20 protein-coding genes are annotated in these 25,491 nt (G+C 41.8%); 11 read left to right on the plus strand and 9 right to left on the minus strand.

All coding sequences use genetic code 11. The features are described from left to right. Positions 1–193: 193 nt before the first annotated feature. The 4 genes from I3B46_RS02130 to I3B46_RS02145 all read right to left on the minus strand — a co-directional run bounded on the left by I3B46_RS02130 (position 194) and on the right by I3B46_RS02145 (position 3,891). Positions 194–1,339 (minus strand): DUF4056 domain-containing protein, encoded by a 1,146-nt coding sequence (locus tag I3B46_RS02130; RefSeq protein WP_014656914.1) that lies wholly within the window; start codon positions 1,337–1,339, stop codon positions 194–196. Next, positions 1,339–2,490, minus strand: a complete 1,152-nt coding sequence (locus I3B46_RS02135; RefSeq protein WP_104873033.1) for a BamA/TamA family outer membrane protein — start codon at positions 2,488–2,490, stop codon at positions 1,339–1,341. The genes I3B46_RS02130 and I3B46_RS02135 overlap by 1 nt, the downstream gene beginning before the upstream one ends. Next, positions 2,490–3,491 carry a hypothetical protein gene (locus tag I3B46_RS02140; RefSeq protein WP_014656912.1) on the minus strand — a complete coding sequence of 334 codons (1,002 nt, stop codon included), beginning with the start codon at positions 3,489–3,491 and terminating at the stop codon, positions 2,490–2,492. The genes I3B46_RS02135 and I3B46_RS02140 overlap by 1 nt, the downstream gene beginning before the upstream one ends. Before the next feature lie 217 nt (positions 3,492–3,708). Beyond that, positions 3,709–3,891, minus strand: coding sequence for a hypothetical protein (locus I3B46_RS02145; RefSeq protein ID WP_004925981.1), 183 nt, complete (start codon positions 3,889–3,891; stop codon positions 3,709–3,711). 236 nt (positions 3,892–4,127) lie between these two features. Here I3B46_RS02145 and I3B46_RS02150 point away from each other — a divergent pair, with 236 nt between their 5' ends. After that, positions 4,128–5,588, plus strand: a complete 1,461-nt coding sequence (locus I3B46_RS02150; protein WP_004925984.1) for a DUF4026 domain-containing protein — start codon at positions 4,128–4,130, stop codon at positions 5,586–5,588. Positions 5,589–5,669: 81 nt separating this feature from the next. Further along, positions 5,670–6,125: a regulatory protein RecX gene (locus tag I3B46_RS02155; RefSeq protein ID WP_014656910.1), complete on the plus strand. Its 456-nt coding sequence runs from the start codon at positions 5,670–5,672 to the stop codon at positions 6,123–6,125. Between the two features lie 20 nt (positions 6,126–6,145). Here the strand turns inward: I3B46_RS02155 and I3B46_RS22070 are convergent, their stop codons facing one another. Next, positions 6,146–6,445 carry a PAAR domain-containing protein gene (locus I3B46_RS22070; RefSeq protein WP_104873032.1) on the minus strand — a complete coding sequence of 100 codons (300 nt, stop codon included), beginning with the start codon at positions 6,443–6,445 and terminating at the stop codon, positions 6,146–6,148. Positions 6,446–7,198: 753 nt separating this feature from the next. On the opposite strand from I3B46_RS22070, the gene dcuC reads away from it, so the two are divergent. The 4 genes from dcuC (at position 7,199) to arnT (ending at position 14,116) form a co-directional block, all read left to right on the plus strand. Continuing rightward, entirely contained in the window at positions 7,199–8,557 is a 1,359-nt protein-coding gene (dcuC, locus tag I3B46_RS02160; RefSeq protein ID WP_004925992.1) for an anaerobic C4-dicarboxylate transporter DcuC, read from the plus strand. A gap of 298 nt (positions 8,558–8,855) precedes the next feature. Beyond that, positions 8,856–10,103: an aromatic amino acid transport family protein gene (locus I3B46_RS02165; RefSeq protein ID WP_004925994.1), complete on the plus strand. Its 1,248-nt coding sequence runs from the start codon at positions 8,856–8,858 to the stop codon at positions 10,101–10,103. Between the two features lie 608 nt (positions 10,104–10,711). Then, positions 10,712–11,986 (plus strand): bifunctional O-acetylhomoserine aminocarboxypropyltransferase/cysteine synthase, encoded by a 1,275-nt coding sequence (locus I3B46_RS02170; RefSeq protein WP_004925996.1) that lies wholly within the window; start codon positions 10,712–10,714, stop codon positions 11,984–11,986. Between the two features lie 480 nt (positions 11,987–12,466). Beyond that, a complete protein-coding gene (gene arnT, locus I3B46_RS02175) occupies positions 12,467–14,116 on the plus strand; it encodes a lipid IV(A) 4-amino-4-deoxy-L-arabinosyltransferase (RefSeq protein ID WP_104873030.1) in 1,650 nt (549 codons plus the stop codon). A 56-nt stretch (positions 14,117–14,172) separates the two neighbouring features. Here arnT and I3B46_RS02180 read toward each other — a convergent pair whose 3' ends face one another. The 4 genes from I3B46_RS02180 to I3B46_RS02195 are packed head-to-tail and all read right to left on the minus strand — an operon-like array spanning position 14,173 to position 19,011. Next, entirely contained in the window at positions 14,173–14,349 is a 177-nt protein-coding gene (locus tag I3B46_RS02180; RefSeq protein ID WP_004926002.1) for a hypothetical protein, read from the minus strand. Continuing rightward, positions 14,346–17,450 carry a MexW/MexI family multidrug efflux RND transporter permease subunit gene (locus I3B46_RS02185; protein ID WP_163761903.1) on the minus strand — a complete coding sequence of 1,035 codons (3,105 nt, stop codon included), beginning with the start codon at positions 17,448–17,450 and terminating at the stop codon, positions 14,346–14,348. Before I3B46_RS02185 ends, I3B46_RS02180 begins: the two co-directional genes overlap by 4 nt. Positions 17,451–17,460: 10 nt before the next feature. Next, entirely contained in the window at positions 17,461–18,570 is a 1,110-nt protein-coding gene (locus tag I3B46_RS02190) for an efflux RND transporter periplasmic adaptor subunit (protein WP_004926007.1), read from the minus strand. 12 nt (positions 18,571–18,582) lie between these two features. Next, positions 18,583–19,011, minus strand: coding sequence for a DoxX family protein (locus I3B46_RS02195; RefSeq protein ID WP_004926011.1), 429 nt, complete (start codon positions 19,009–19,011; stop codon positions 18,583–18,585). Between the two features lie 159 nt (positions 19,012–19,170). Between I3B46_RS02195 and soxR the strand changes: the two genes are divergently transcribed. The 5 genes from soxR to I3B46_RS02220 all read left to right on the plus strand — a co-directional run bounded on the left by soxR (position 19,171) and on the right by I3B46_RS02220 (position 25,079). Next, a complete protein-coding gene (gene soxR, locus I3B46_RS02200) occupies positions 19,171–19,668 on the plus strand; it encodes a redox-sensitive transcriptional activator SoxR (RefSeq protein ID WP_004926014.1) in 498 nt (165 codons plus the stop codon). A 505-nt stretch (positions 19,669–20,173) separates the two neighbouring features. Further along, on the plus strand, positions 20,174–20,965 hold the full coding sequence (locus I3B46_RS02205; protein WP_004926017.1) for an inositol monophosphatase family protein: 792 nt from the start codon (positions 20,174–20,176) through the stop codon (positions 20,963–20,965). Positions 20,966–21,001: 36 nt separating this feature from the next. Further along, positions 21,002–22,309, plus strand: coding sequence for an MFS transporter family glucose-6-phosphate receptor UhpC (uhpC, locus tag I3B46_RS02210; protein WP_036942056.1), 1,308 nt, complete (start codon positions 21,002–21,004; stop codon positions 22,307–22,309). A gap of 382 nt (positions 22,310–22,691) precedes the next feature. Continuing rightward, entirely contained in the window at positions 22,692–24,338 is a 1,647-nt protein-coding gene (locus I3B46_RS02215; protein ID WP_004926020.1) for a Na+/H+ antiporter, read from the plus strand. A gap of 66 nt (positions 24,339–24,404) precedes the next feature. Continuing rightward, a complete protein-coding gene (locus I3B46_RS02220; protein WP_061064655.1) occupies positions 24,405–25,079 on the plus strand; it encodes a hypothetical protein in 675 nt (224 codons plus the stop codon). Positions 25,080–25,491 lie beyond the last annotated feature (412 nt).

The following is a 25,491-nucleotide window of genomic DNA, read 5'->3' on the forward strand; positions in this document are numbered from 1 at the left end:
CTTATTTATTAAGCGATCGATAGCCTGTTTTTTATACAGAATTGGTAATTTGTGTTTTTATCAAAGGGTGATGATATTAATGTGAGCAGTTTTCGGGTGAAAAAATGAGCTAAAAAATGCGGGGGAGGGGGTGAAAAATCGGTGGAAATTTAGCCTAAGTGAGCAATCTCCACCTATTTTCGTTTAGGTTGTTTTAAAACGACAATCGCTGCTGCTGTTGATCCTGTTTTTGCGCTTTGGTGGATAAAGCTGGAAAATCAGCGACGGTCCAATAGGTTTGCGGAATAGGCAATTGGGCCATCTTTTTTGTCGGTAATAACCTAAGTTGCGCAAGCTGGTGTAAAACATAGCCTCGATACTCGTTAGGCAAACTTAAACGTAAGTGCTCAGTGGGTATCATTTGCAAAGGTATTAAAGGATAACGATTATCTGAGGTATCGTAGTCACGGGTTAACACAAGGAATTTTTCAGGAACTCGTTGGTAGCTATTCCACCATAAGCCATCGACGCGGTCGAACATCTTCCGAGTTTGTGATTTACTATTCGCACCTAGCTGCTCCAATGCGATAGGCAGGGTGTTTTCCAGAGATTGAGAGAACATCGGCAATGATTGCGCTCTCCCCTGTAAAATTAATGTCATGGCTAAACGGGCGCCAAGTAGGTTGGAATAGAGGTCTTCTGGTGAAAAAGCTGAGATCCCCTCGGAAAAGCCGGGAACAGATTGGTAACCATACCATTGGGCAATTTCATGCCAAGCTGCTAGCTGGAATGCCAATTTTGCTGCTAAATAAGCGCTAAGTGTATAACGCTCCTGAGCGGAAGTCGGGGGCGCAAATGAGTGGAAGACGATTTGTCGGCTAGCCAGTTCATCACTTAATTTGAGCGTCCAGCCTTCCCCCAGTTTTGGGTAAATTTGACTAAACAAAAAGAGGGTATAGTCAGCCGTGTCCCTGACATGGGAAATATCGATAAACCCGCCTTTCTCGCTATATAACAGGCCAACTTTTTCCTTACTCACGCCCATTAAAGCGGCGGTGGCCCCGAAAAAGCTATCATTGTAATGATGTTCACCTAACTTATCGGCTTCGACGATATTATCAATCGTATAGAAAGGAACTGGGATACCCCAAAGTTGTGCGTGCAGATCATAGCCAAAAGCGCAACAGGCTCTTAGGCCTTGAGGCGGTGCTAGAGGGGATAATACTGGCCATGTCTGAGTCGCTGATTCGTGAGTATCACTACTCAGCTCAGGAAGAACGTTGGGTAGCTTGTAGGGGGTAGTGCTTTGGCATGCTGCTAATAATAAAGTGAATATAAGCATGATTAATCGCTGTAACATTAAAAAGCTTCCCCTACTTGAAAATAAAAACCAGTGCTATTGCGACCAACCCCAAAATCGAGCCGTACATTCATACGTGGTTTGAATTCAAAACGATAACCGACACCCGTGGTAGGCAACCAATGACCTTCACCTAATTCAGCCGTTTTATCGCTCATCGTGCCTGTACCTACCCAGCCGACGATACCATGACGCCAATCGAGTTTATGCCGTAACTCTAATTGTGTCGTAAAAATATTATTATCGCGATAGCGACCTTCATAGTAGCCTCGCATACGATTGGCGTTACCTAATAATGACAGCTGATCCCATGGTACTTCACCCGTGGTAAATCGTGCATAGTTATCGAGTGCTATGACTGTGTTTTCAGTGAGCTCGTGGTAATAGGCGTATTGTAATTGGGTACTTTGAAAACGTGTATCGCTGCCAAAGCTCGGCGAAAAATAAGTGTAGACCGCTTCGAAAGCCTGCCCGTGATGCGCATTTGGCAAAAAGTCGCGTGTATCATAACTAAAGTAGGCACTCATGCCTGAATTAATAACAGACTGCCCGCCAATTGATTGTTGAAAATAATGTTTAGCACCATCATCAGGGTCGTTAGCATTAATAGAAGAAAAGTTCCAGCCGAGCCCAATATAAGTAGCGTCGGTGAGACGATAGAGTGCACGAGGCGTAATTTCAAATTCTTGAGAGTGATATTTTTCTTTATTATGGTCATTCTTACCGGCGGCGTAACCTTTCCCCCAATAGTAGGTTGGAATATTGTTTAACGTACCAGAAACAAATAACCGCCATTGGTCATGGTCAATAAAGTTATAGTTGGTAAAGTTAACGCCAAATGCGCCTGTAGAAGAGGCAAAGCCACTTAAACCTATTGAAGACGGTTGAGTCTCTTTATCATTTTTATCAATGCGGTATAACCCCACTAATGCAGTACCTATACCAATCCCCATTTCGGGGGTGTAGAAAGGGCCGGGCAATAACCCCCAATCAATGGTTTTACTCTCATCGAAATGGTTTGTACCACCAAGATCATTTAACCAGCCATCAATTTTTTGCCGATCAGGTAGCAGTTCTGCTTGCGTGGGGAGGGCAATAAAAAGGCTGAGCAGTGTCAGCCTTAATAAAGAAGAGTGTTGTTGCTGCAGCATTAAAAACGAAACTCACCTGAGATATAAAAACTATTGCGGTTATTAAAGCCAACTTCGGTCAGAACATTAAAATTGCGAGTCAGTTCAACGCGTGCGCCGACAATGTTATTCCATTTATGGGCAAGATGTTGTTTAACATCGAATTTTGTGTCACCGGGTGCAAATATCATCCATTTGCTTAAATCAGGAGGTAGATCAAGCTTACTGATATCCCCTTTAAAACGTTGGGTAATATCTTGGTACATAGCACCAGTCCAAACTTGAATTTTTGTATTTCCTTGACCGCTAATCAGAGGATCAAAAATAAACTCATAACCCACACGTGGGGTAATAACTAAGGCTGAGATATCGCCGTCTAAAATATCTAGATTTGTTCTAGTATAGTTAGCATCTAAGGTTGTAAAGAATTGGTTGTACCCGCCAGCAAAAGTGACACCACCGCCGTATGTTTTCCCTTCATACTCTAATTCGAAAGGTAAATTCTTCCCGATAGGGATAATCCAATCTGTGCCCCAAGGTAATTTCATTCGGGCTTCTACGTTATTTAGATTTGTTTTTGATGTTCCTTTTGTTTTTCCATAGAGCCCATACACATTCATAAAAGGGAACACCCAAGCATCAAGCTTTAAGACATGTGACTCATTTTTACTACGTGTATGCCCAGTTTCGATATGGAGTAATTTCTCTAAGTCCATATTTGAATTAGAAATAAAACCGATTTTATCCACGACAACATCTTGACGCAGGTTCATATAGCCGTAGCTCACACCAAAAGGCTCTGGGATATCGTAACCGCGGGCGCGTGCTTCATCGCCCCAAATTGGTAATACACGAGATTCGCTTGAGGATGAGCGCGTAATACCACCTTCGCTGTTATTTTGTGGAACGCCAGACTCACTCATGGTGATTGAAAAAAGTGGGCGATCACTATCAGCAAAGCTGACAGGAATAGAAAAACAACAAGAGAGTAGCAACGCTTTGCTAAGTTGAATGCGTGTCATAAATAGGCTCAACATTGAAATAAACAAGGGAAAACAAGTCTATAAAAGACGAGTGATAAGTTTAGCATAATAGGGGAATTAATAGATGGCGTTAAATGCTGTGTTTGAAGAAAACTTGAGCTTGGTCAATTACTTTTTATAGTCTATTAGATTGAGAAGGAAGTGTTCACAAACAATAAAAGAAGCGGGGGAGCTTCTTTTATTGACGATCGTCTGATTATTTCTGTTTGTTTTGATGAAAATGCACACGCTCATGGAAGTAGGCTTTTAAATGATCTTCCATTTGGTGTACTTTTTGCTCTAATGCATTGATTAAAACATCATCATTGTTCATATCAAAAACACGCTCCATCGCGAGCTGATCAACGTACTGTTTTTGCTCTTTGGTGAGTTCTGCCATATCTAAAGCCCATATTTAAATGTCATAAAAGAGAGTATCCAAGAGGATAGTTGAATTAAGGTTATTGTGCCTGAGTGACTTCGGATTGAAAAGTAGAATAAGTTGTTGTCGAATAATGACTATTTCTAAATATACAGATAATCATTTTAATATGAATTCGTTAAGATTATTCACAATATAAAACGATAGACTAAGCTGCTATCCTTTGCCGAGTAAATAAATTATAGGCTTATATAATGAATAATAAACAACAATACCTCGATATTGCCGCCGGTAAAGGTGAAAAAGAAGCATCTATGATGGTGGCAATCCCTGCCTCTGAATTAACGTTATCTCTCTTAGAGCTACGTTTAGAAGAGCAAGACTATTTTACTGAAGGTGAAATTGATTATTTACCTGAAAGTGAAAGTGATTTTTTCTTTTCATGTAAACGCGGAGAAGAAGAACTGCGTTTTTATGTCTCATTAGTGGATAGTGATCCTGAGTACGTCATTAATCCCTATTTTTCAACCGATCCAATCAGCCCGGAATTGTATGCAGAGGCAAGCGCTGCACCGCAAGCGGTGATTGTTGAGTGTCTATTTCGAGACCAGCCATTGGTTAGCTATCTACAGCAACTAAAACTTATTCAAATATTAGTCCCTGATTTATTGTTGGGGCTTGATTTATCGGCGGCAGGGAAAGTCTTTACTCGTGAATGGTTAAATTTCCAACTTATCGATGACTTAATGCCAAGTATCGATTCTTTATATGTTGTTCACGCTATTTATGATCATGACGAAAGTGAAGAGCAAGAGAACGAGGAGCGTGGCCCAACCATGTATTGGTTCCACACGCATGGCCTTGCACGTTGTGGCTTATCCGAAGCGGAAATCATTATTCCACATCCGATTGCTTCTTATTACGGTATTCCAGAGCTATTTTGGAGCTTTGTTAATAACAGCATTACACATGGCAAAATTGAGTTTAATGAACCAATTTTTATCGGACAAACAGAAAGTGGTTATGAGTATTTAGTGGCGCTACCGTTTGAAGAAGGCTTAAAACATGTTGGGCAATCAACGCCAATTGATAATTTGAAACCACTCGAAGAGATGAATTATGAATTTGGCGATGCTGATTCCAACCGTTTTATGGGGGATTGGCAGGATCGTGATGAGTCTCATCAACATCCGTCTGTGATGCTCTTTAGAGTGACACAAGAAGAACCAGTTTTAGAAAGCTTTTTTAAAGGTTTTGAAGATCAAAACGCCATGATGTTTATGCGTACCGACGAAGAAACGGCGGATATGTCTCGTAAGGCTAAATTGCGTTGGGAATACTTCACCCATATGCTGGATAACTATGGTCCGAAACCTGTAGTACAGAAAAAAGGCTTCTTTTCTAAGCTACTTGGAAAATCAGACACCGAAGAAGAGAGCGAATGGCGTTTCTTGGTGAAATGTGGCATCGGTTATCGTGACGAGGAAGATGACTACGATGGCCATGAGCATATGTGGTTTGAACCCGTTTCATGGAACGGTGATCAGTTTGAGGGGCGCTTGATCAATCATCCTTTCTATGTGAAGACGATGCAGGAAGGGGAAGTATATCCTTTGACTCGTGATGATATCACCGACTGGACCATCTATTACCAAGACGGTAATTATACTCCGGATACCATTTATAAATTACTGTCTGGGTCTCAAGTGCATTAAATCTCTGCTTAGCTGCACTCGGATAATTTAGCGTATAGAATGGGTACTTTGAGTACCCATTTTTATTACAGAGTGTCGTATATGAATGAAACTGAATTATATCAATATGCGTTATTTATGCTGTCTCGCCGTGATTACGGAACGGCGGAATTATCAGCACGCATGAAACGGCGTATGTATGAAAAAAATGACGGTATTATTGACGAGCCGTTGATTGAGCGGGTAATTGAACGTTTAGGTGAACAGCATTTCCTGAATGATACTCGCGTCATAGAGCTACAGTTACGTAGTTATATTCGTAAAGGTTATGGACCATTACGGATCAAGCAGGAATTACGCCAAAAAGGTTTTACTGCGACTTTAATTGAACAGCAGTTTGAGCAGCTTGATGTGGATTGGTTTGAGCTTGCGACGGATGTGCGTTGTAAAAAATTCGGCGATGAAATTCCTCGCGACTTTAAAGAAAAAAGCAAGCAAGTCCGTTATTTACAGTATCGAGGTTTTTCAGGTGATATGATTTTTGAACAGTTTCGATAACCCATCATTTAATTTTTTAATCACATGCCTACGCGTACACGACCCCTCAAAACAACTAGTTTGGTGCGGCTAATCGGTTTTCTCCAATTCCAGATAAGTGCTATTTGCAATACGACGTGAATAGTTTTTACCCTAGGAGGCATTATTACGGCCTTGATGGTGCCTGTTTTTTTACACGCCGGACAAAAGACTTTCATACCCTCTGTAGCGATATCGATATCTTTCCGACTAGCAACATCGCTTCCTTCTAATACAGTACCGCCCGTTGATGTGGTATCTCCTTTTTGAATCACTTTACGGTTATCAATGGTGCAGCGCATTTTCTTCTTTGTGCCTAATCACTTCGTTTTCCTTGACGTACTAAGTGCCAAATGGTTGTGCCTAGATCATTTTTACCCACATCAAAAGCAAAATCCCCTTGCTCAAAATAGGCCTCTAATGGAGATCCTGTTTCATTGTGGTAATACCTGTCCACTCCCCATTAATTAAGACACCCTAAACTAGCGTTTTCTAACCGTTGACTGATTTCCCTGTATTGCATGGCTAACTGACTGTCCTGTGTCGCGAATTCCCCGACACGCTGAGATAACGCGCTCTTACGCTTGTCGTCCATGGTGCAGTTGGTCAATTCGATATTGTGGCTCTGCGTCTGATATCTTTTGGCTGACCGTTTTCACTCGGTCAGGTTCTGATACTCGCTCACGCTCCAATACGTGAGAAACAGACTGATCCCTGCCAATATCAACACCAGTACGTCCCCTTTAAACGCAAATTTTTCCCTCCAGTTTATCCATCGCGATCAGGAAATAGCTGTCTACGGTGAAGCAAATTCTGTGCTGTTTGATGAGCTACAAACGGCGCTGCACGTGGCGTATCGAGATAATGGTTTCTCCGCTCGGCAGTGGGCTAGTCTTTCTTTTTCCATCCTTATAAAATTATTTACCATTTAATGTATTGCTAATGTGTTTATTTGTCATAATTATCTGATATTGACATGATCCGCGTCAGTAAATCCCGTTCATATCTTGGGCAAAGTACCATCAAATAAAAAATGAAACAGGCAGGGGAAGTATATGATTGAGTTGTTAATTGGCGTCATCGTCGCGATAGGCGTTGGGCGCTATATTATCAAAGGCTATTCAGCAACGGGTGTGTTGATGACAGGCGGTATTTTACTCCTGATCATTACCGTGCTTATGGGGAAAAGTATTTTACCAGAAGCAGTAAAACCTACGGGATGGCGTGCGACCGACATTATTGAGTATATAAAATACTTATTGATGGATCGTGGTGGCAACTTAGGGATGATGATCATGGTGTTGTGTGGGTTTGCCTCTTATATGACCCACATTGGCGCAAATGATGTTGTTGTCAAAATTGCGTCAAAACCATTAAAGATGATCAACTCACCTTATATGTTGATGGTTGCCGCTTATATTGTCGCTTGTTTAATGTCATTAGCCGTTTCTTCGGCGACGGGGCTAGGGGTATTATTAATGGCGACCTTGTTCCCTGTCATGGTAAATGTGGGGATTAGTCGTGGCGCCGCAGCCGCTATCTGTGCTTCACCAGCGGCCATTATTTTAGCGCCAACTTCTGGCGATGTGATTTTAGCGGCAGAAGCTGCCGAAATGCCGCTCATTGATTTTGCTTTTAAAACGACGTTACCCATTTCAATTATTGCGATCGTAGCCATGTCTATCGCTCACTTCTTCTGGCAGCGTTTCCTCGATAAAAAAGAGCAGGTCAACACAGAAATGTTGGATGTGAGTGAAATTAAAACTCATGCTCCGACTTTTTATGCCATCTTACCGTTCACCCCGATTATTGGTGTGCTGATCTTTGATGGTAAGTGGGCGCCTGAATTACACATCATCACAATTATTGTTGCTTGTATTATTTTGGCAGCAGTTATTGAATTTTTACGTAGTTTCAATGCCAAACAGGTCTATTCGGGGTTAGATGCCTGTTATAAAGGTATGGCTGATGCATTTGCCAGTGTGGTGATGCTGTTGGTGGCCGCTGGGGTCTTTGCACAAGGCTTAAGTAGTGTTGGCTTTATCAAGGGGCTAATTGGTTTAGCGCAATCCTTCGGCTCTGGTGCAATAGTGATGATGATTGTACTGGTCATTATCACCATGTTAGCGGCGATGACAACAGGCTCAGGGAACGCGCCTTTCTATGCCTTTGTTGAACTTATTCCTCATTTAGCAAAACAGATGGGAGTGAATCCAGCCTATTTAGTGATCCCTATGTTGCAGGCTTCTAACCTAGGACGAACATTATCACCCGTTTCTGGCGTTGTCGTCGCGGTATCCGGTATGGCAAAAATATCACCATTTGAAGTGGTCAAAAGAACCTCCGTTCCTGTATTAGTGGGCCTTTTGGTGGTGATTATTGCAACGGAAATTTTGGTTCCAGTATATCGCTGATCACTTTTTAGTGTTGTGATTGGAAAAGCGGCTGAAGCGATCTTTTTTCAGCCGCTTTTTTATTTGAAGGCGGATAGTTAATCACGCTAGTAATCGAAAATTTGTTAATTTTTAGTGTGTTTCTTTAAATAAAATAAGGTTTTTTATTTTTTATTCTCCCCCATTTTTCCCTATTAAGCGCCTTTTTTGAGATCTGCACCAAAAAGACAAACAAAAGCCGGAAAATAAGCTAGGTACTCAATAGTAATTGATGCAAAATCCGCACATCTTTTTTATATGAACAATTAATGATAATGCTATGAAGACGACAGACAAACCAGTTAACAAATGGACTTATAAAGATTTTACATGGGTCTTATCTTTATTCGGCACCGCGGTTGGTGCGGGGGTGTTATTTCTACCGATTAAAGCAGGCAGTGGCGGTTTTTGGCCGCTGGTAATACTTGCATTGATTGCGACGCCAATGATTTGGTTAGCACATAAAGGATTGGCTCGTTTTGTTTTATCCGCGAAAAATCCCAATTCAGATATTACGGATACGGTAGAAGAGCATTTTGGTAAAACGGGGGCGAACATTATCACGTTTGCCTACTTTTTCGCAATTTACCCAATCGTTCTGATTTACGGTGTGGGTATCACTAACACGGTTGACTCCTTTTTAGTTCACCAGTTACACATGGAGCAGATGCCACGTTGGCTACTGTCTGGGATATTAATTGGTGCGATGACGGCGGGTGTGTTGTTTGGGCGTGACTTGATGTTACGCCTGACTTCCGTGATGGTTTATCCTTTAGTTTTTATTTTGTTAGCTTTGTCCATCTACTTTATCCCTAGATGGAATACCTCTATGCTAGAAGTGAGCCCCGATTGGGCCGCAATGCCAGTCGTTATCTGGATGGCGATCCCGCTTATCGTGTTCTCATTCAACCATAGCCCGATTATCAGCCAGTTTACAAAAGATCAGCGTCAGCAATTCGGTGATAATGCGGTCATTAAAACGGATATGATCACAGGCGGCGCAGCATTGATGCTCACTGGATTTGTGATGTTTTTTGTTTTTTCGGTGGTCTTGTCATTAAGTCCTGCTGAGCTTAAAACCGCAAATGACAAAAACATTAGTGTGTTATCTCATATGGCGAATATTGACTCATCGTCGATTATCTCTTACCTCGGGCCGATTGTTTCTTTTACCGCTATCGTATCAAGTTACTTTGGACACTTCTTAGGGGCACATGAAGGCTTAGTTGGGTTAATTAAATCTCGTACTTCTTTCTCAGTGAGAAAAATTCAAACGGTATCCATGCTGTTTATTGTTCTCACAACATGGATTGTCGCTATCAAAAACCCAAATATTATCTATATGATTGAGACGCTGGGTGCGCCAATGATAGCTGCTATTTTGTTTATTCTGCCAGTCGTTGCGATGCGTATTGTGCCGGCGATGAAAAAATTCAGCACATCAATTGTTGCGCAGATCTTCACCATTATTTGTGGTTTAGCGGCTATCACTTCCGTCCTTTATGGTCTATTGCAACAATTACTCTAACAACTCCCCTCCTGTATGAGGGGGCTCACCCTAATAGGTACATAACGCTCTGATATTTAGGCCCGTAAACGGGCCTTCAGATAGAGGAGCGTTCACTACGCAAAGATGCGTCTCGTATTCTTACTCACCATATCGACAGCGTTCCCTCTACATCAAAATGCGCTATAGCGATATTTAAATTGCCAAAGCGTTCACTTTTCTTTCAGATATTCTGTCGAATGTGTGCCTTCTGCATTTCGGTGAAAAATAATAGGATATTCACACTTCCATCTAGTAAACGCTAAGCTTTTCGCGTTCTCCATTAGGGGCCTTTTTGATTTCTTTTTTAATCTTTGTGATTGCTAGGTCGCGGCTGTTTTAACAAATTAAAAGAGGCTTTTTATATTTTAAAGTTATGATTAAGCACTTAATAAATCACGAATGACACGGCGTTACTCCTTCGCCCTTGTTAATCAATAGGATATTCAGCTATGTGAAATAATTTCACATTGAGATGGGTTGTCTGCTTAATACAATTAGATAATATCTATTGATATAACAGATACGTAGTAAATACAGATATGCTATATCAGGTCATATTGTTTACTGCGGCATAATAAGGATAACAAATGAAATTAGAAACATTATCGATTCATGCCGGCTACTCACCCGATCCAACCACCAAAGCGGTTGCTGTCCCTATCTATCAAACAACGTCTTACGCTTTTGATGATACACAACATGGCGCAGATCTGTTTGACTTGAAAGTCGCAGGAAATATTTATACCCGTATTATGAACCCTACCAATGATGTTTTAGAGCAACGCGTTGCCGCCTTAGAAGGCGGGATTGCTGGGCTGGCTGTAGCATCTGGGATGGCGGCAATTACATATGCTATCCAAACTATCGCACAAGCGGGCGATAATATTGTTTCGGTTGCCAAATTGTACGGTGGTACTTATAACTTAATGGCGCATGCACTACCTCGTTTTGGTATCGAAACGCGTTTTGCAGAACATGATGATTTAGCCGCTTTGGAAGCTCTGATTGATGATAAAACCAAAGCCGTATTTTGCGAATCTATCACTAACCCTGCTGGGTTTATTGTCGATATTGCGGCATTAGCGGAAGTGGCTCATCGCCATGGTGTGCCTCTAATTGTGGATAACACGGTGGCAACGCCTTATTTATGCCGTCCATTTGAACATGGTGCTGATATTGTCGTGCATTCCTTGACTAAATATATTGGCGGTCATGGCACTTCTATTGGCGGAATGGTCGTAGACTCAGGTAAGTTCCCTTGGACTGAGCATGCAGATCGTTTTTCGTTATTGATTGAGCCAGATATTGCATACCATGGAGTTAGCTATACTGAGCATTTTGGTGCGGCAGCTTTTATTGCTCGCTGCCGCGTAGCACCATTACGCGGAACGGGTGCCGCGCTTTCTCCATTTAATGCCTTTTTGATTTTACAAGGGCTAGAAACGTTGGCTTTACGTATGGAGCGCCATACAGAGAATGCGTTGAAAGTCGCACAGTTTTTGGAAAAACACCCTCAAGTGGCTTGGGTGAAATACGCGGGGCTGCCTAGCCACCCTGAGCATGCGTTGGCGCAAAAATATATGAATGGCAAGCCTGCCAGTATTATGTCGTTCGGTATTAAAGGTGGGCAGGACGCTGGGGCGCGTTTTATTGATGCTTTAAAATTAATCGTCAGGCTGGTCAATATTGGTGATGCTAAATCATTGGCGTGCCATCCGGCTTCAACGACCCACCGCCAGCTTAACGATGCTGAATTAGCGAAAGCGGGTGTTTCACGTGACATGATCCGCCTTTCTATTGGTATTGAACATATTGATGATATTTTGGCGGATCTTGAACAAGCGCTGCATGCTGCGCAATAAAGCCATCTACTGAATCAAGCTACTTAATATGTGCGATTATTGATAATACAATATTTATCGATAATCGCTTTTTTGTATCGCTTTATTTTATTTAAGTCTATTACTCCATTGATGGGTATTTGTCATCGTTAATTGATGTTATCGAATTAAGAAAGTAATTAAACGAATGATTATGTCTTAAATATTTTATGGAATAATGTTTTAACGTTGAACTATTTTAAACCACTCCAGTCTTACATTACCGAAAAGCTTGAAATGTGCGTTAACACTTTATTTTATATTTATTTATTGATTGTTTAAGAACGGCAAATTAATTTTTTATTTGTTTATATGAGGTTTACTCACACTGATGATAATAGTGTGATTAACCTGATTAAAGCTAAATAATAGCCCGATGTTATGTCACTTTAAGGTGAACAATAATATTCAGGTTTATATCTAATTATTATTAAACATTTATCGAAAGAATGGTTGAGAAACATGATTATGGCAAATAATAAGGTTGCCTACCTTAAGTGGTGCCTGCTATTTGGGTTTGTATTATTCACTTATTTTATTCCTCTTCCGGGGCGGCTTCTTTGGCAACCTGATGAGTTACGTTATGCTGAAATAAGTCGAGAATTGATTCTAAGTTATAACTGGAGCGTACCTGAACTTCTCAATATTCGTTATTTTGAAAAGCCCATTTTTGGGTATTGGGTAAACGCATTTTTTCAAATGCTGTTTGGTGAGAACAACGTTTCCGTTAGGCTTGGTGTTGTTTTTAGCACCTTAATCAGTGCATTGTTTGTTTATCTCAGTGCAAAAAGGGCATGGCAAAAAGCCGATCTTGCATTTAATGCCACACTGATTTACCTCTCAATGCTCATGATACTCGCGATGGGAACATACAATATCCTTGACCCGATATTGACCGCGTTTATCACAATGGCGATTTTCTTTTATCAGTGGGGGCTAACAACACAGGTTTTTTCACAAAAGCTAACCGCCTTTATCTTATTAGGTATCGCAGGTGGATTGGGGCTGATGACAAAAGGCTTTTTGGTTTTAGTCATCCCAGGCTTAGTGATTTTTTTAACGTCAATTTACTATAAACAGTTTAAGGAAGTTTTCTGCTTTGCCTTTGTGGCTTTGTGCAGCATGTTTATTGTCTGCTTGCCTTGGGCCATCATGATTGCTAGTCGCGAGCCAGATTATTGGCGCTATTTCTTTTGGGTGGAACATGTGCAGCGCTTTATGTCAGAGAACGCCCAAAACCGTTCACCTTTCTGGTTTTATATTCCAATAATGCTTGCAGCAGTATTACCTTGGCTGGGCTATTTTTTTGCTTCACTGATAAACAGTGTTCGCCAAAAAGGGCTACATCTCTATTTCTTGCTGTGGTTCTTAGTTCCTTTCATCTTTTTTAGTATTACGAAAGGGAAGTTACTGACCTATATTTTGCCTTGTATTGCCCCCGTTGCGATCTTAATGGCCGCGTATATTGATAAGATACAGCAACAACAACAGACTGGCGTCATCCGCCTGAATGCCATTATCAATATTTGTATTGGCTTATTTACGGCAGCGGCAATCTTCTTTTTACCTTACTTTGGGCAACTCGATATTTATGCGGCAGATGAAGATAATAAGCGGTTACTTGCAGCAAGCGCATTTTTATTTTGGGGCGTGATTGGCATCATTTCATATCGCAGACGTTTTTGGGCGTGGGCAGCGGCATGTACTTTGGTATTGAGCCTCAGTGTGGGGTATGTGATCCCAAATCATATCGCCAGCAATAATACGCCACAAAAGCTCATCGAAAAATATCGCCCTCAGCTATCGAATAAAACCTATTTATTGACGAATAATGTGGGGTTAGGTACGGCACTCGCATGGGTTTTAAAGCGTAGTGATATTACGATGCTCCACCAAAGTGGTGAACTGAGTTATGGGTTGAAATACCCAGATGCAGCAAACCGCTTCTATCGGTTAGATCAGTTACCTACCTTGTTAGAGCAACATAATTATCAGGATGTTGCGGTCGTTGTTGAAGGCACGCAAGATAGGATATTAAATTCGTTACCGGGGAAACCGATTATTATTCGAGAGGGGAATTTAGTTTTAGTCCTCTATGAGGGCCGAAAATAATCGCATGCTCAACAAAAAAGCCGCATAGTGACTATGCGGCTGATTATGTATTTAGGCTATCTCGTGGCCTTATAGAAGGTTGGTACCTCTTTTTCATGCGAGGATTTAGCTTCGCTACTTGTTAGCCCATGATAAATCATTAGCATAGCAAAGCTATTGTTCATCGTACTCATTTCGTTGCCACTGATACCTCGACTATTTTTCGAATGACGATTCGTTATGCTGTGGTTCATGACGCTTTCTCCTCATCTTCTTTTAGCAGGCGGTTCGCTTCGGCAAGCTCATAACGCCTTGGTGTTAATGCGGTTGCACTGTGATTACGTGCAAGCAATGAGTAAATGGTTGGTAAAACGAACAGTGTGAACAGGGTTCCAACTAACATACCTGTGACAATCACTAAGCCCAGACCGAAACGGCTGTTTGCGCCCGCACCTGTCGCAAATAACAGGGGAACTAAGCCAATCACCATCGCGGCAGTTGTCATCAAAATGGGGCGTAAACGAATTTGAGCGGCTTTCAAAATAGCTTGGCGCTTGTCGAGGCTCTCGTGAGCTTGTAATTCGTTAGCAAACTCCACCATCAAAATACCGTGTTTACTGATGAGGCCAATGAGCGTCACCAAGCCAATCTGGGTATAAATATTGAGGGTGGCATATCCCAAGGCGAGAGGAATTAATGCCCCACAAATTGACAACGGTACGGTGATTAAAATAATCAGTGGGTCGACTAAGCTTTCATACTGTGCAGCAAGAACCAGATAAATGATGATGAGCGCCGCCATAAACGCAAAGGCGAGGGTATTGCCTTCTTGCTTATATTGGCGCGAATCAGATTGCCAGTCATGGCTGAAACCTGCGGGTAGTGCACTAGCAATACTCTCTAAGTAAGAAACGGCTTGTCCTAATGTGACGCCCGGTGCAGGGATAGCTTGGAAAATCGCCGCATTTTGCTGATTGAACTGAGTTAACTTGTTCGGTTCAATTTGCGTATTGATCTCAACAACTGTTGATAGCGGGATCATTGTGCCATCTTGTGCTTTGACATAGTGACGAGCAAGCGCATCGGGTGTTAATCGTTGGCTGCGTACACTTTGAGGGATCACATCATATGAACGTCCGTCCATACCAAAGCGGTTAATATAGTTTTCACCAACCAATAATGTGAGTGATTCACCGATATCTTGCATGCTGATACCAAGACTATTGGCTTTGGAACGGTTAATTTTGACTTCAACCACAGGGTTGTTGTAGTCAAGATCACTGTCTACGACCATAAACAATCCACTTTCACGAGCTTGTTGCTTGATCTCTTCCATGGTTTTATACAAAACGGGGTAACCTTGTGGGCTACGCAGCACCATTTGTACTGGCAAACCGCCTGTAGAGCCAGGTAGAGCCGGTAACTGGAAGACAAAGATACTGTTACCTTCAACGTCACCTACTTTAGCTTGTAAGTCTGATTGAATGGCAGAAGCAGGGCGATCTCGTTTCTCCCATGAGGTGAGGTTAGTTCCCCCAAAGCTTGATGAGATACCGTCTGTGCCATTGATGATCCAAGTACTTTCCGTCTCAGGCAATTCCATCATCACATCATGCAGTTTATGAGAAAAACGCTCTACATACTCTAAGTTAGCGTGTTGGGGTGACTTAATTGCCGTCAATACGGCAGACTGGTCCTCAACCGGCGCGAGTTCACGGGGGGCTGATTGGTACAGGAGAGGTAAGCTGATGAAGACAAATACCGCGATAATGCTGGTGATCCAACGATGCCTCAGTGAGAAATTCAGCCCTTTGGTATAGTAATGAGCGAGGAAAGCGAAGAACTTTTCCGCCATATGTGCCATGCGGCCTTCATTCTGTTTTGAGTTCAACATAAACGAACTCATCACAGGTGATAAAGTTAAGGCCACAATACCTGAAACAATCACGGAGCCTGCGAGCGTCAAGGCAAACTCTTTAAACAACGCCCCTGTTAGACCAGACATCAAGCCAATCGGTGCATACACCGCTGCTAATGTGATGGTCATGGCAATCACAGGCCCTGCCACTTCACGAGCGCCTATCAGTGCAGCGAGAACTGGCGATTTACCTTCCTCAATATGACGATGGACGTTTTCCACGACAACAATGGCATCATCCACCACCAATCCGATGGCAAGCACCATGGCAAGTAACGTTAATAAGTTGATACTAAAGCCAAATGCCATCATTAGTGCGGCGGCCCCTAACATTGACAATGGGATCGCCAATATAGGAATAATAACGCTGCGAATAGAGCCTAAGCATAAATAAATAACAGCAATAACAATCAATAATGCTTCAACCAACGTATGGAATACCTGATCGATTGAGGCTTTGATAAAGCGAGAAGTTTCAAATGCCATCTCTACTTTAACGTTCGGTGGTAACGTTTTAATGATATCAGGCATCAATTTATTCATACCATCGACAATCACCAACGGGTTCCCGGTTGGGGTTGCAAATAGGCCTAAATAAATTGCAGGCTCTCCATTCATCAAACCACTGGTTTCAGTGGCTGCGGCACCTAGCTCTATAGTACCAACATCACGTAAACGAACTAACCCATTACCATCGTTGCGTATGACTAAGTCTTGGAATTCAGAGACGTTAGTCAGATCTGTATTCACATAGACGTTAGAAATCACATACTCGCCTTTCACTTTACCGGGCGCCGCTTGGTAGTTATTTTGGCGAACCGCTTGCGCAACATCTGCGGCAGATAATCCTCGACCCGCAAGTTTATCGGCATCTAACCATAAACGCATGGCTAACTGTTGACCACCAAACACTTGTACTTTTGCTACACCTTCGATGGAGGAGTACATCGGCTCAACAACCCGAGATAAATAGTCCGTCAGTGCCGGAATAGAAAGGGTTGTACTGGAAAAACCGATATATGCAACAGCGGTAGATTCACCGGAAGACAGCTCTATAACTGGGTCATAAGCTTCTTTTGGAAGCTTGTAGCGAACCTGATTAACTTTCGCCATGACTTGTGCAAGTGCTTGCGTTGAATCACGGTTAAGCTCCATTCGTACGGTCACTAAGCTACTGCCCTGTACAGAGGAAGAGGATAAGTAATCGACCCCTTCGACAGAAGAGACAGCTTGCGCAATAGGCTGAGTCACAAAGCCCTGCATCAACTTAGCGGATGCGCCGGGGTATTGTGTAGTGATAGTAATGGTAGAACTTTCCAATTGTGGATACTGGCGAATAGGCAATTTACTTAATGCAAACAACCCTATCAATACAATCAATGAACTCACAACCAGCGCCAAAACGGGTCGGCGCACAAAAACATCAGTAAATTTCATTGCGCCTTCCTTATGAATCCTGAGCGGTCTTAACCGGTGATTCTGCTAATGTATCTTGTGCGACAGGGGTGATGGCGGAGCCATTGTTAAGACGTAATTGCCCTGAGGTGATCACTTTGTCACCCAATTTTAGCCCTTGCTCAATTTCGATTTTGCCATCCCAGCGTTGGCCTGTTTTCACAGAGACTTGTTTTGCCGTCATTTTTTCGCCGCTGCCTTCAGCGATGAAAACTGTGTCACCATAGGCCGTATAAGTCACTGCCGTTTCAGGTATTGTTAGTACCTCACTGTTTGCTTGGCGTACGACATTCACATTGGCATACATACCCGCCTTTAACTCACCGTCACTATTTTCAAGCGTGGCTTGTAATTGGATGGTACGCGATTTACCCACTAATGGGTCGATGGCACTGATACGTGCAGGGAAGGTTTTACCTGGATAAGCATCGACATGAATATCAACAATTTGGCCAACATGTAACTCTGGCGCAGCTTGCTCATCAAGGGAAAAATTAAGTTTTAATGTTTTGGTATCGACGAGGCTTGCAATGGCTTCGCCGGGGCTGAGGTATTGACCCTCGTGAACCTGACGAATACCGATAGTGCCGTCAAATGGAGCACGGATCGCCTTTTGTGCAATCAACGCTTGTGTTTGCCGGATCAAACCTTGCGCGATATCACGTTCCGCACGAGTGCTATCGACCTGTGCTTCTGCAACGAGATGTTTAGCAGCCAAGGTACGGGTTCTGTCGTACAAACGTGCCGCATTGCGCAACTGAGCCTGATAGCGAGCTAAGTCAGCTTGTTCAACTGCATCGTTGAGTTGAACCAGAAGCTGGCCTTTTTTCACTTGTTGACCCGATTCAAAATTGATTTTGGTAATGCGGCCACTGGTTTCCGCCGCAACAAAGACTTGGCTGCCAGCCTCTAATTCACCGACACCATAAAAAGTGCGTGGTGCATTGTCTTGAGTCACTGGTGCTAATGCGACTTTCACCGGTGGATATTGGTAAGCCGCCTGTTCGTCTTTTCCGTCTTGGGCGTAGGAGGTGTAAATCGCTGCGCCACCACCAGCAACAATCAGCAGTGAGCACAGCGTGACAATTGTTTTTTTATTCATTATAAATACCTACTATTTCTGTGCCTTAACAGCGAAATAAAGATCACGGAAATGACCTGCGATGGCGACAGCCATTAATCCCCCAATGACAGAGGTGTGCTCAATAGCCCAAAACATCGCGAGTTTGGCTTCTTCACCGGTATAGCTCCAAAAAGTATGAACAATCACGATGGTCAGGAATAAAAATACGGCGAGAGCGCCAGTTCCAAGCCAAAGTAGGCGGTTAAAGAGTACTAATAGCGAGCCTACTAGCAGCACAAATGCAGAGGCGATGTTGAAGAACCAGTCTGGATGTAAACCTGCTGCGCGCATTTCTGCTAGGCTATTTTCATAGTCAAAAACCTTTGCTAAGCCAGATGAAATAAACAGAATTAATATCAGCAAGCGAGCGATAATCCATAATGTGTTACTTTCTAAAATTTTGGCAATTACCGATGGCATAGCCTATCCCCTTTAAAATCAAGTTAGCCTGCATGTCACAAAATAAGCGCTGTCACCACCTCATGCAGAAAATAGAATGGAATAATCTGAATTGACAAATTCAGTGGCTAGAACTATAAAACCTTAAGTTAAGTTGAGGTCAAGAGCAGGTAGTCAAAAATGGCTGAGAAAAACACGAAAACGACAAAAAGGCGTGGAGACGGTGAGCATAAGATTGATTTTACAAGGGCATTGACTGTCGGAGAGGTTGCTAAACGCTCTGGCGTTCCCGTTTCTACCGTGCATTTTTACGAGTCAAAAGGATTGATCCAAAGTACGAGAACACAAGGCAACCAACGACGTTTTCCGTCGGTGGTATTACGTTATATTGCGATTATCAAAGTGGCACAGAGCACAGGGATACCTTTAAAAGAGATCCAAGATGCGTTAGGTAAGTTTCCGGCCAACAGTAAACTGACTTCAGAGCAGTGGAAAGAGATGTCGACGGAGTGGAAAACCTCGTTGGATAGGCGGATCCGGCAACTGACTCGCTTACGTAATGAGTTAGACCATTGTATTGGTTGTGGCTGTTTATCTCTGAGTGAATGTCCACTGCGTAACCCTGATGATATTTTAGGGCGTAAAGGGCCGGGGGCTCGAATTTTAGAACGTCCATAACAAGTGGCGTGATGACTGGTGAAGTGAAATGTTATCGACTTGACCAGTCAACCCGCTTTGCGGGTCAGGGAAAGAGTCACTGAAAAATAGCACTAAATAATATTGAGTTTGTCACTCTTTTGCATCGTGTGGGTGAAAGACGAAACAGTAAAAATATTTGATTAAGTGAGTTACCTAAAGACTCGTTTATCTCCTGTCATTTGCTTACCTCTCTTTTTATAAACGAAATTTCGGCTGTTATGCCGAATTACGCACCATTTCTATTGAAACTCATCAAGACCATCTTCTTAAAATCCCTCAGTCTATAAATTGAAACATAAATGCAACAAAAAATTCACATAGCCATTGGTTAGGTTATTGTGTTGTGCAACATGAATAGCAGTAAGGGTAAGTTTTTCGCTCGATAGGCATTCGTTGATAAATATAAAAATAAATAAAAAACAGCTAGTTATCTAATCATTAAAGACGATGGTTATAGAAATTATAAACATAAAGAGAGGTCACTATGGATTATCGTATTTTTTTACAAGCTGCACATGTTGCGGCTGACAGGGCACGTTATATTCTCACTGAACATAGAAAAAATAAACTTTATGAACATATTTATTTCGATACTAAGGATGATGAAAGCCCAGTAACTGAAATTGATCAGTATGTTGAACGGGAAATAAGACAAATTATTCAAACGTTTCATCCCGAACATAATATTTTAGGTGAAGAATATGGCTTCCAGCTTGGTGAGTCAGAATTTACGTGGGTTATCGACCCGATTGATGGTACACGCCAATTTATTGCAGGTATTCCGATCTATGGAACATTAATTTCACTTTGTCACCACGGAGTACCTGTTATTGGTATTATCGAGCACCCTGCCGTATCTGAGCGTTGGGTAGGGGTTAAAGGTCATCCTTCCACTTTAAATGGTCGCCCAATTCAAACGCGCAATTGCACTCAGCTAGAGTTAGCTCTCATGTCTTCCAGTAATACAGAGCCTGTTTTACCTGAACATCGTGCAGGTTATGAACAGATTATTCCAAAAACAAAGTGGCGGGTCTATGGTGCGGCTTGCTACTCCTATGCATGCCTTGCAACAGGGCGTATTGATTTAAGTATTGATAGTGGTGGTATGCGGGAAGTGGATTATTGTGCATTAGTTCCTGTTATTGAGGGAGCTGGTGGGAAAATTACCGATTGGGAAGGAAAGCCGTTGACTATGCATTCAGGAAAAACAGTGGTTGCGGCAGGAACAACAGAACTTCATCAACAAGCATTAGATGTATTACACCAGTTTTTATAGCTAACAATAAAAATAATGGTTATTGAGGAGAATGTTATGTTCCGATGGATAAAAACGTTACCCGACCAACCCCCCATCACTGATAAACAGGAAATAGATAGGCTGTATCGTTATTGGCGTATTCATATTATGATCGCCCTATATGCCGGATATGCAACCTATTATTTTACCCGTAAAAGCTTTAATTATGTGATGCCTGAAATGATTAAAGACTTGGGGATTAGTATTGCTGATGTTGGTATATTAACGACTGCTTTTTATTTAGTTTATGGCTTTTCTCGTTTTGCTTCTGGCATAATGAGCGATGCCTCTAATCCCCGTTTTTTTATGGGAGTTGGATTAATCATAACAGGGTTTATCAACATTTTTTTTGGGATGAGCTCAAGTTTGTGGTTATTTACCTTCTTCTGGGTGTTAAATGCTTTTTTCCAAGGCTGGGGATGGCCACCATGTTCTAAATCATTAACTTCATGGTATTCACGCAATGAACGAGGTCTATGGTGGTCGATTTGTAATACATCTCATAATGTTGGTGGAGCGATAATCCCACTTTTAGCAGGAGGATTAGCGGTTCATTATGGCTGGCGTTATGGTATGTATATACCCGGTATTATCGCGATTATTGTTGGGCTATTCGTCTGTTTACGTTTAAGGGATAAGCCTTCTACGATGGGATTACCGACAGTAGGACATTGGCGTAATGATGAGCTTGAATTACAACAAGAAGCGTCTAGCCGTAAATTAAAACTTTGGCCGATATTAGTTCAATATATCTTTACCAATAAATATGTTTGGCTATTAGCCGTATCTTACATCCTTGTTTATATAGTACGTATCGGATTGAATGATTGGACTAATTTATATCTAGTTGAAGAGTATGGCTATGATTTAATTAAAGCTAACTCAGCATTATCATTCTTAGAAGTGGGTGGGTTTATAGGTACATTAGTGGCAGGTTGGGGGTCCGACTTCTTTTTTAAAGGAAACCGGACACCAATGAATATTATCTTTATGGTCGGAATTGGCGTAGTCGCTGCCTTTTTATGGCTATTCCCTGAAATGGGATACATGTTGATATCTGTCTGCTTCTTTTTTGTAGGCTTTTTTATCTTTGGTCCACAAATGTTAATTGGTATGGCTGCTGCCGAAGCTTCTCATAAAGATTCAGCAGGTGCCGCAACAGGGTTTGTTGGTTTGTTTGGTTATTTAGGTGCCGCCTTATCAGGTTATCCACTTGCGAAAGTCATTGAAACAGCGGGTTGGAATGGCTTCTTTATAACAATGATAATTGCGACGCTTTTATCGGCAGTACTGTTATTGCCTTTATTAGTGAAAAAGAAATAGATCAACGATAGCAGAGTAAAGGGTATTGGCGTTCATCACGTCAGTACCCTTTTATATGACTTAAATATAGCCTTAGGCGATTACGACAGATGTAAGTGAACACAAGATGGTATAAGAAAAATAGCAAAACAGATAAAACCAACGAGTTATTGATAATTTATCACGAATAATCGTTATAACTATTTAATTATCATCATAATAGGATTTTATTAAGCTCGGCTCGATAAAGTTTGTAATATCCTGTAACAGAATGATTGTACTGATAGTTTTCTGAAAATTCTGTTTTTTTATTTTCTAGTAAATAGATACTTTACATTGATTCAATTTATCTATTTACTTCACTACTGATAACTTCTGCTTAGCTTAATACTGGAGCAAATCCATGTCAGTTGTGACCCTTGTGTTAGTTTTTTTATTGGCCGTTATTGTGAGCGTATTTGTCTCTCGGCTACTTAAGGATATTATTCCTTTACCTATTATTCAGATAGCGCTAGGTGCAGCGTTGTCAGCTTTTGGTTTTGTGGTTGAATTTGAACCGCATCTCTTCTTGTTTTTGTTTATTCCTCCATTACTGTTCTTGGATGGCTGGCGTATTCCTAAGGAAGCGTTATTCCAAGAGATTAAGCCAATTATGTCATTGGCGATAGGTCTTGTGGTGGTGACAGTGGTTGGGATGGGCTTCTTTATTCATTGGTTGATCCCTGCAATTTCATTAGCCGTTGCTTTTGCGCTGGCGGCAATTTTGTCACCAACCGACCCCGTGTCTGTTTCTGCAATGACAGTCAATTCACCACTCCCTTCACGTATGGCACATATTCTTGAAGGTGAATCTCTGCTCAATGATGCGACAGGCTTGGTGTGTTTTAAATTCGCTGTAGCGGCAGCATTAACAGGTACCTTCTCTTTAACATCCGCAACAGGAGAATTTGCCCTTGTCGCGTTTGGCGGGATCTTAATTGGTTTATTAGTGGCTTGGGTTATTGGCTGGTTAAACCAATTTTTGGTGAAACGTACCGGTGAAGAGCCGGCAATCCAAATCATGATCAGCTTATTGATGCCATTTAGTGCTTACTTATTGGCTGAACATCTTCATGTCTCTGGGATCCTAGCCGCAGTGGTTGCGGGTATCGCTATGCACTATGAAAAAATTGCAGGGCGCATGCAGGCGGCAACTCGTATGCAAAGTAAAGCGGTATGGGACACGGTGCAAACGGCACTTAATGGGATGATCTTTATCTTATTAGGGGAACAATTACCAGGTATGTGGAATAACATGCCGCAAGTCGCGGAAGCGGCGGGAGCAAGCCACCCTTGGATGCTATTTGTGTATGTGATTGTTATCACCGTCGCATTAGCGATTTTACGCTTTGCTTGGGTTTGGATCTCAATGACCTTAACCGTATTTAACAACCGTCGTCGTGGTAAAGAAGCGGATGTTTTACACATTCGCATGATGGCGGTAATGGCAACGGCGGGGGTTCGTGGTGCGATTACTTTGGCGGGTATCCTAACATTACCACTGCTGATGCCGGATAATAGCCTATTCCCAAATCGTGATGTGGCTATCTTCTTGGCAATGGGGGTGATTTTGTGTTCATTGTTAATCGCTAGCGTTGCATTGCCTATTTTGACGAAAGGGTTGGTACAGGATTTACCGTATGATAATGATGAGATCCGTGCTCGTATGGCTCTCAATGAGGCTGCAATGGCACATTTACGTGAATTGATGAACCATCCTTCAGAAGATGTTGATGAAATTGCAATGCGCACCGAAGTAGGCTCTCAATTATTGGAAATCTATGGCAGACGCTTAGATAATACTGATGAAACTGAGTCTGATGTCTATGACCTACACAAAATGATTGATATGGAACGAGAAATGTCTCGCTCAGCTTTACAAGCGAAACGCGATGCCTTGTATCTCATGCGTAAAGGTAAGAATATCAGTGAGCGCGTATATCATCGCTTACGTGATGAATTAGATCTTAAAGAAGAAACGCTCAATCATCATAAAAGCAAAAAACACTAATTAAAATAGCGGCTAGAGTTTCGATTCTAGCCGTTTTTTTTAATGTCCAATAGGAGGGAATAAGGCATGGAAAATAAGCAATTTTCAGATCAAGAATTAGATGAGCTATGGAAAAAAGCGTTATTTATTTCCCGTGATAATGAAGGAAAAGGCTTCCGCAAGGATGAACAGGGAAACTGGATCTGTCGTCATGAATATGGCAATCGGAAAAGTGAATATGGTTGGTTTCCAATAAAAATAGAGCACAGCCAAGGTACCAATCAGCTTAATGATTATACCCCCGTGCATTGGAAGGTCGTTGACAAGTTAGGTCAGCCTTCTGAGCCGAAATATCGTTTAAAAATGCTACCAATAGAAAGTATCAGTGCTGAGCGGATTAACCAATTATGGCAAATGGCAGTAAAACACTCCGCGGATAATGAGCAAAAAGGGTTTCGAGTAGATATTTTTGGTCAGTGGGTTGGTCATAAGAACTATGGTGAGCAAAATAGCCCATATGGTTGGGCCGCGGTGTTAGTTGATGACATTTCCAATAAAGGCGCAGATAAAAAACTCGGCGTACTCCCCATTAACTTACAACTTCTGTTGACGTTGCAAAATGAGATGAATAAAGATGAAGAAGGGTGGACAGTGTGGGATACAGCTTGCTTAAGCGTTAATGCCTTACAGTTTGGTTTTGATTTTATTGGCGCTTCTTTTAGTGCCGCTTTCTCGGCTCCATTTTCTTTTTTTGACATATAGCACTCGTCGTTTCATAGACTCTATTTAAGCGGTTAGTTGGTATCGGCTAGATATGCTAAACGTTGCAGCTTGTACCATCTCTGAGTGGTAGGAATAAGTTGCACTCATCGCCCGCCAGATAAAGCGGGTTTTTTTGTTGTATTAAAGAAGGAAGCCCATGAATGGTCATACGGAGTGAAGTGAACATGGTGGAATAACATTATGGAATTTCTTCGATAAATAGGGCGTGCTTAAATTGAAATTCATGTTATATGCTTAAAATAGAAAAGCGCAACAGTTAATTTCAGTCAGATTATGATTGGTTTTGGTTTTCAGTAGTAAAATAAAAGTTTAAATAGAGCATAGTCATACTATGGTTCTTTATTAAAAATTATTTGATATAAAATGGATAATGCCATGGTTAAAATATAAT

The organism is Providencia sp. 2.29 (assembly GCF_015832305.1).
In the GTDB taxonomy this organism is placed as follows: Bacteria; Pseudomonadota; Gammaproteobacteria; order Enterobacterales; family Enterobacteriaceae; genus Providencia; species Providencia stuartii.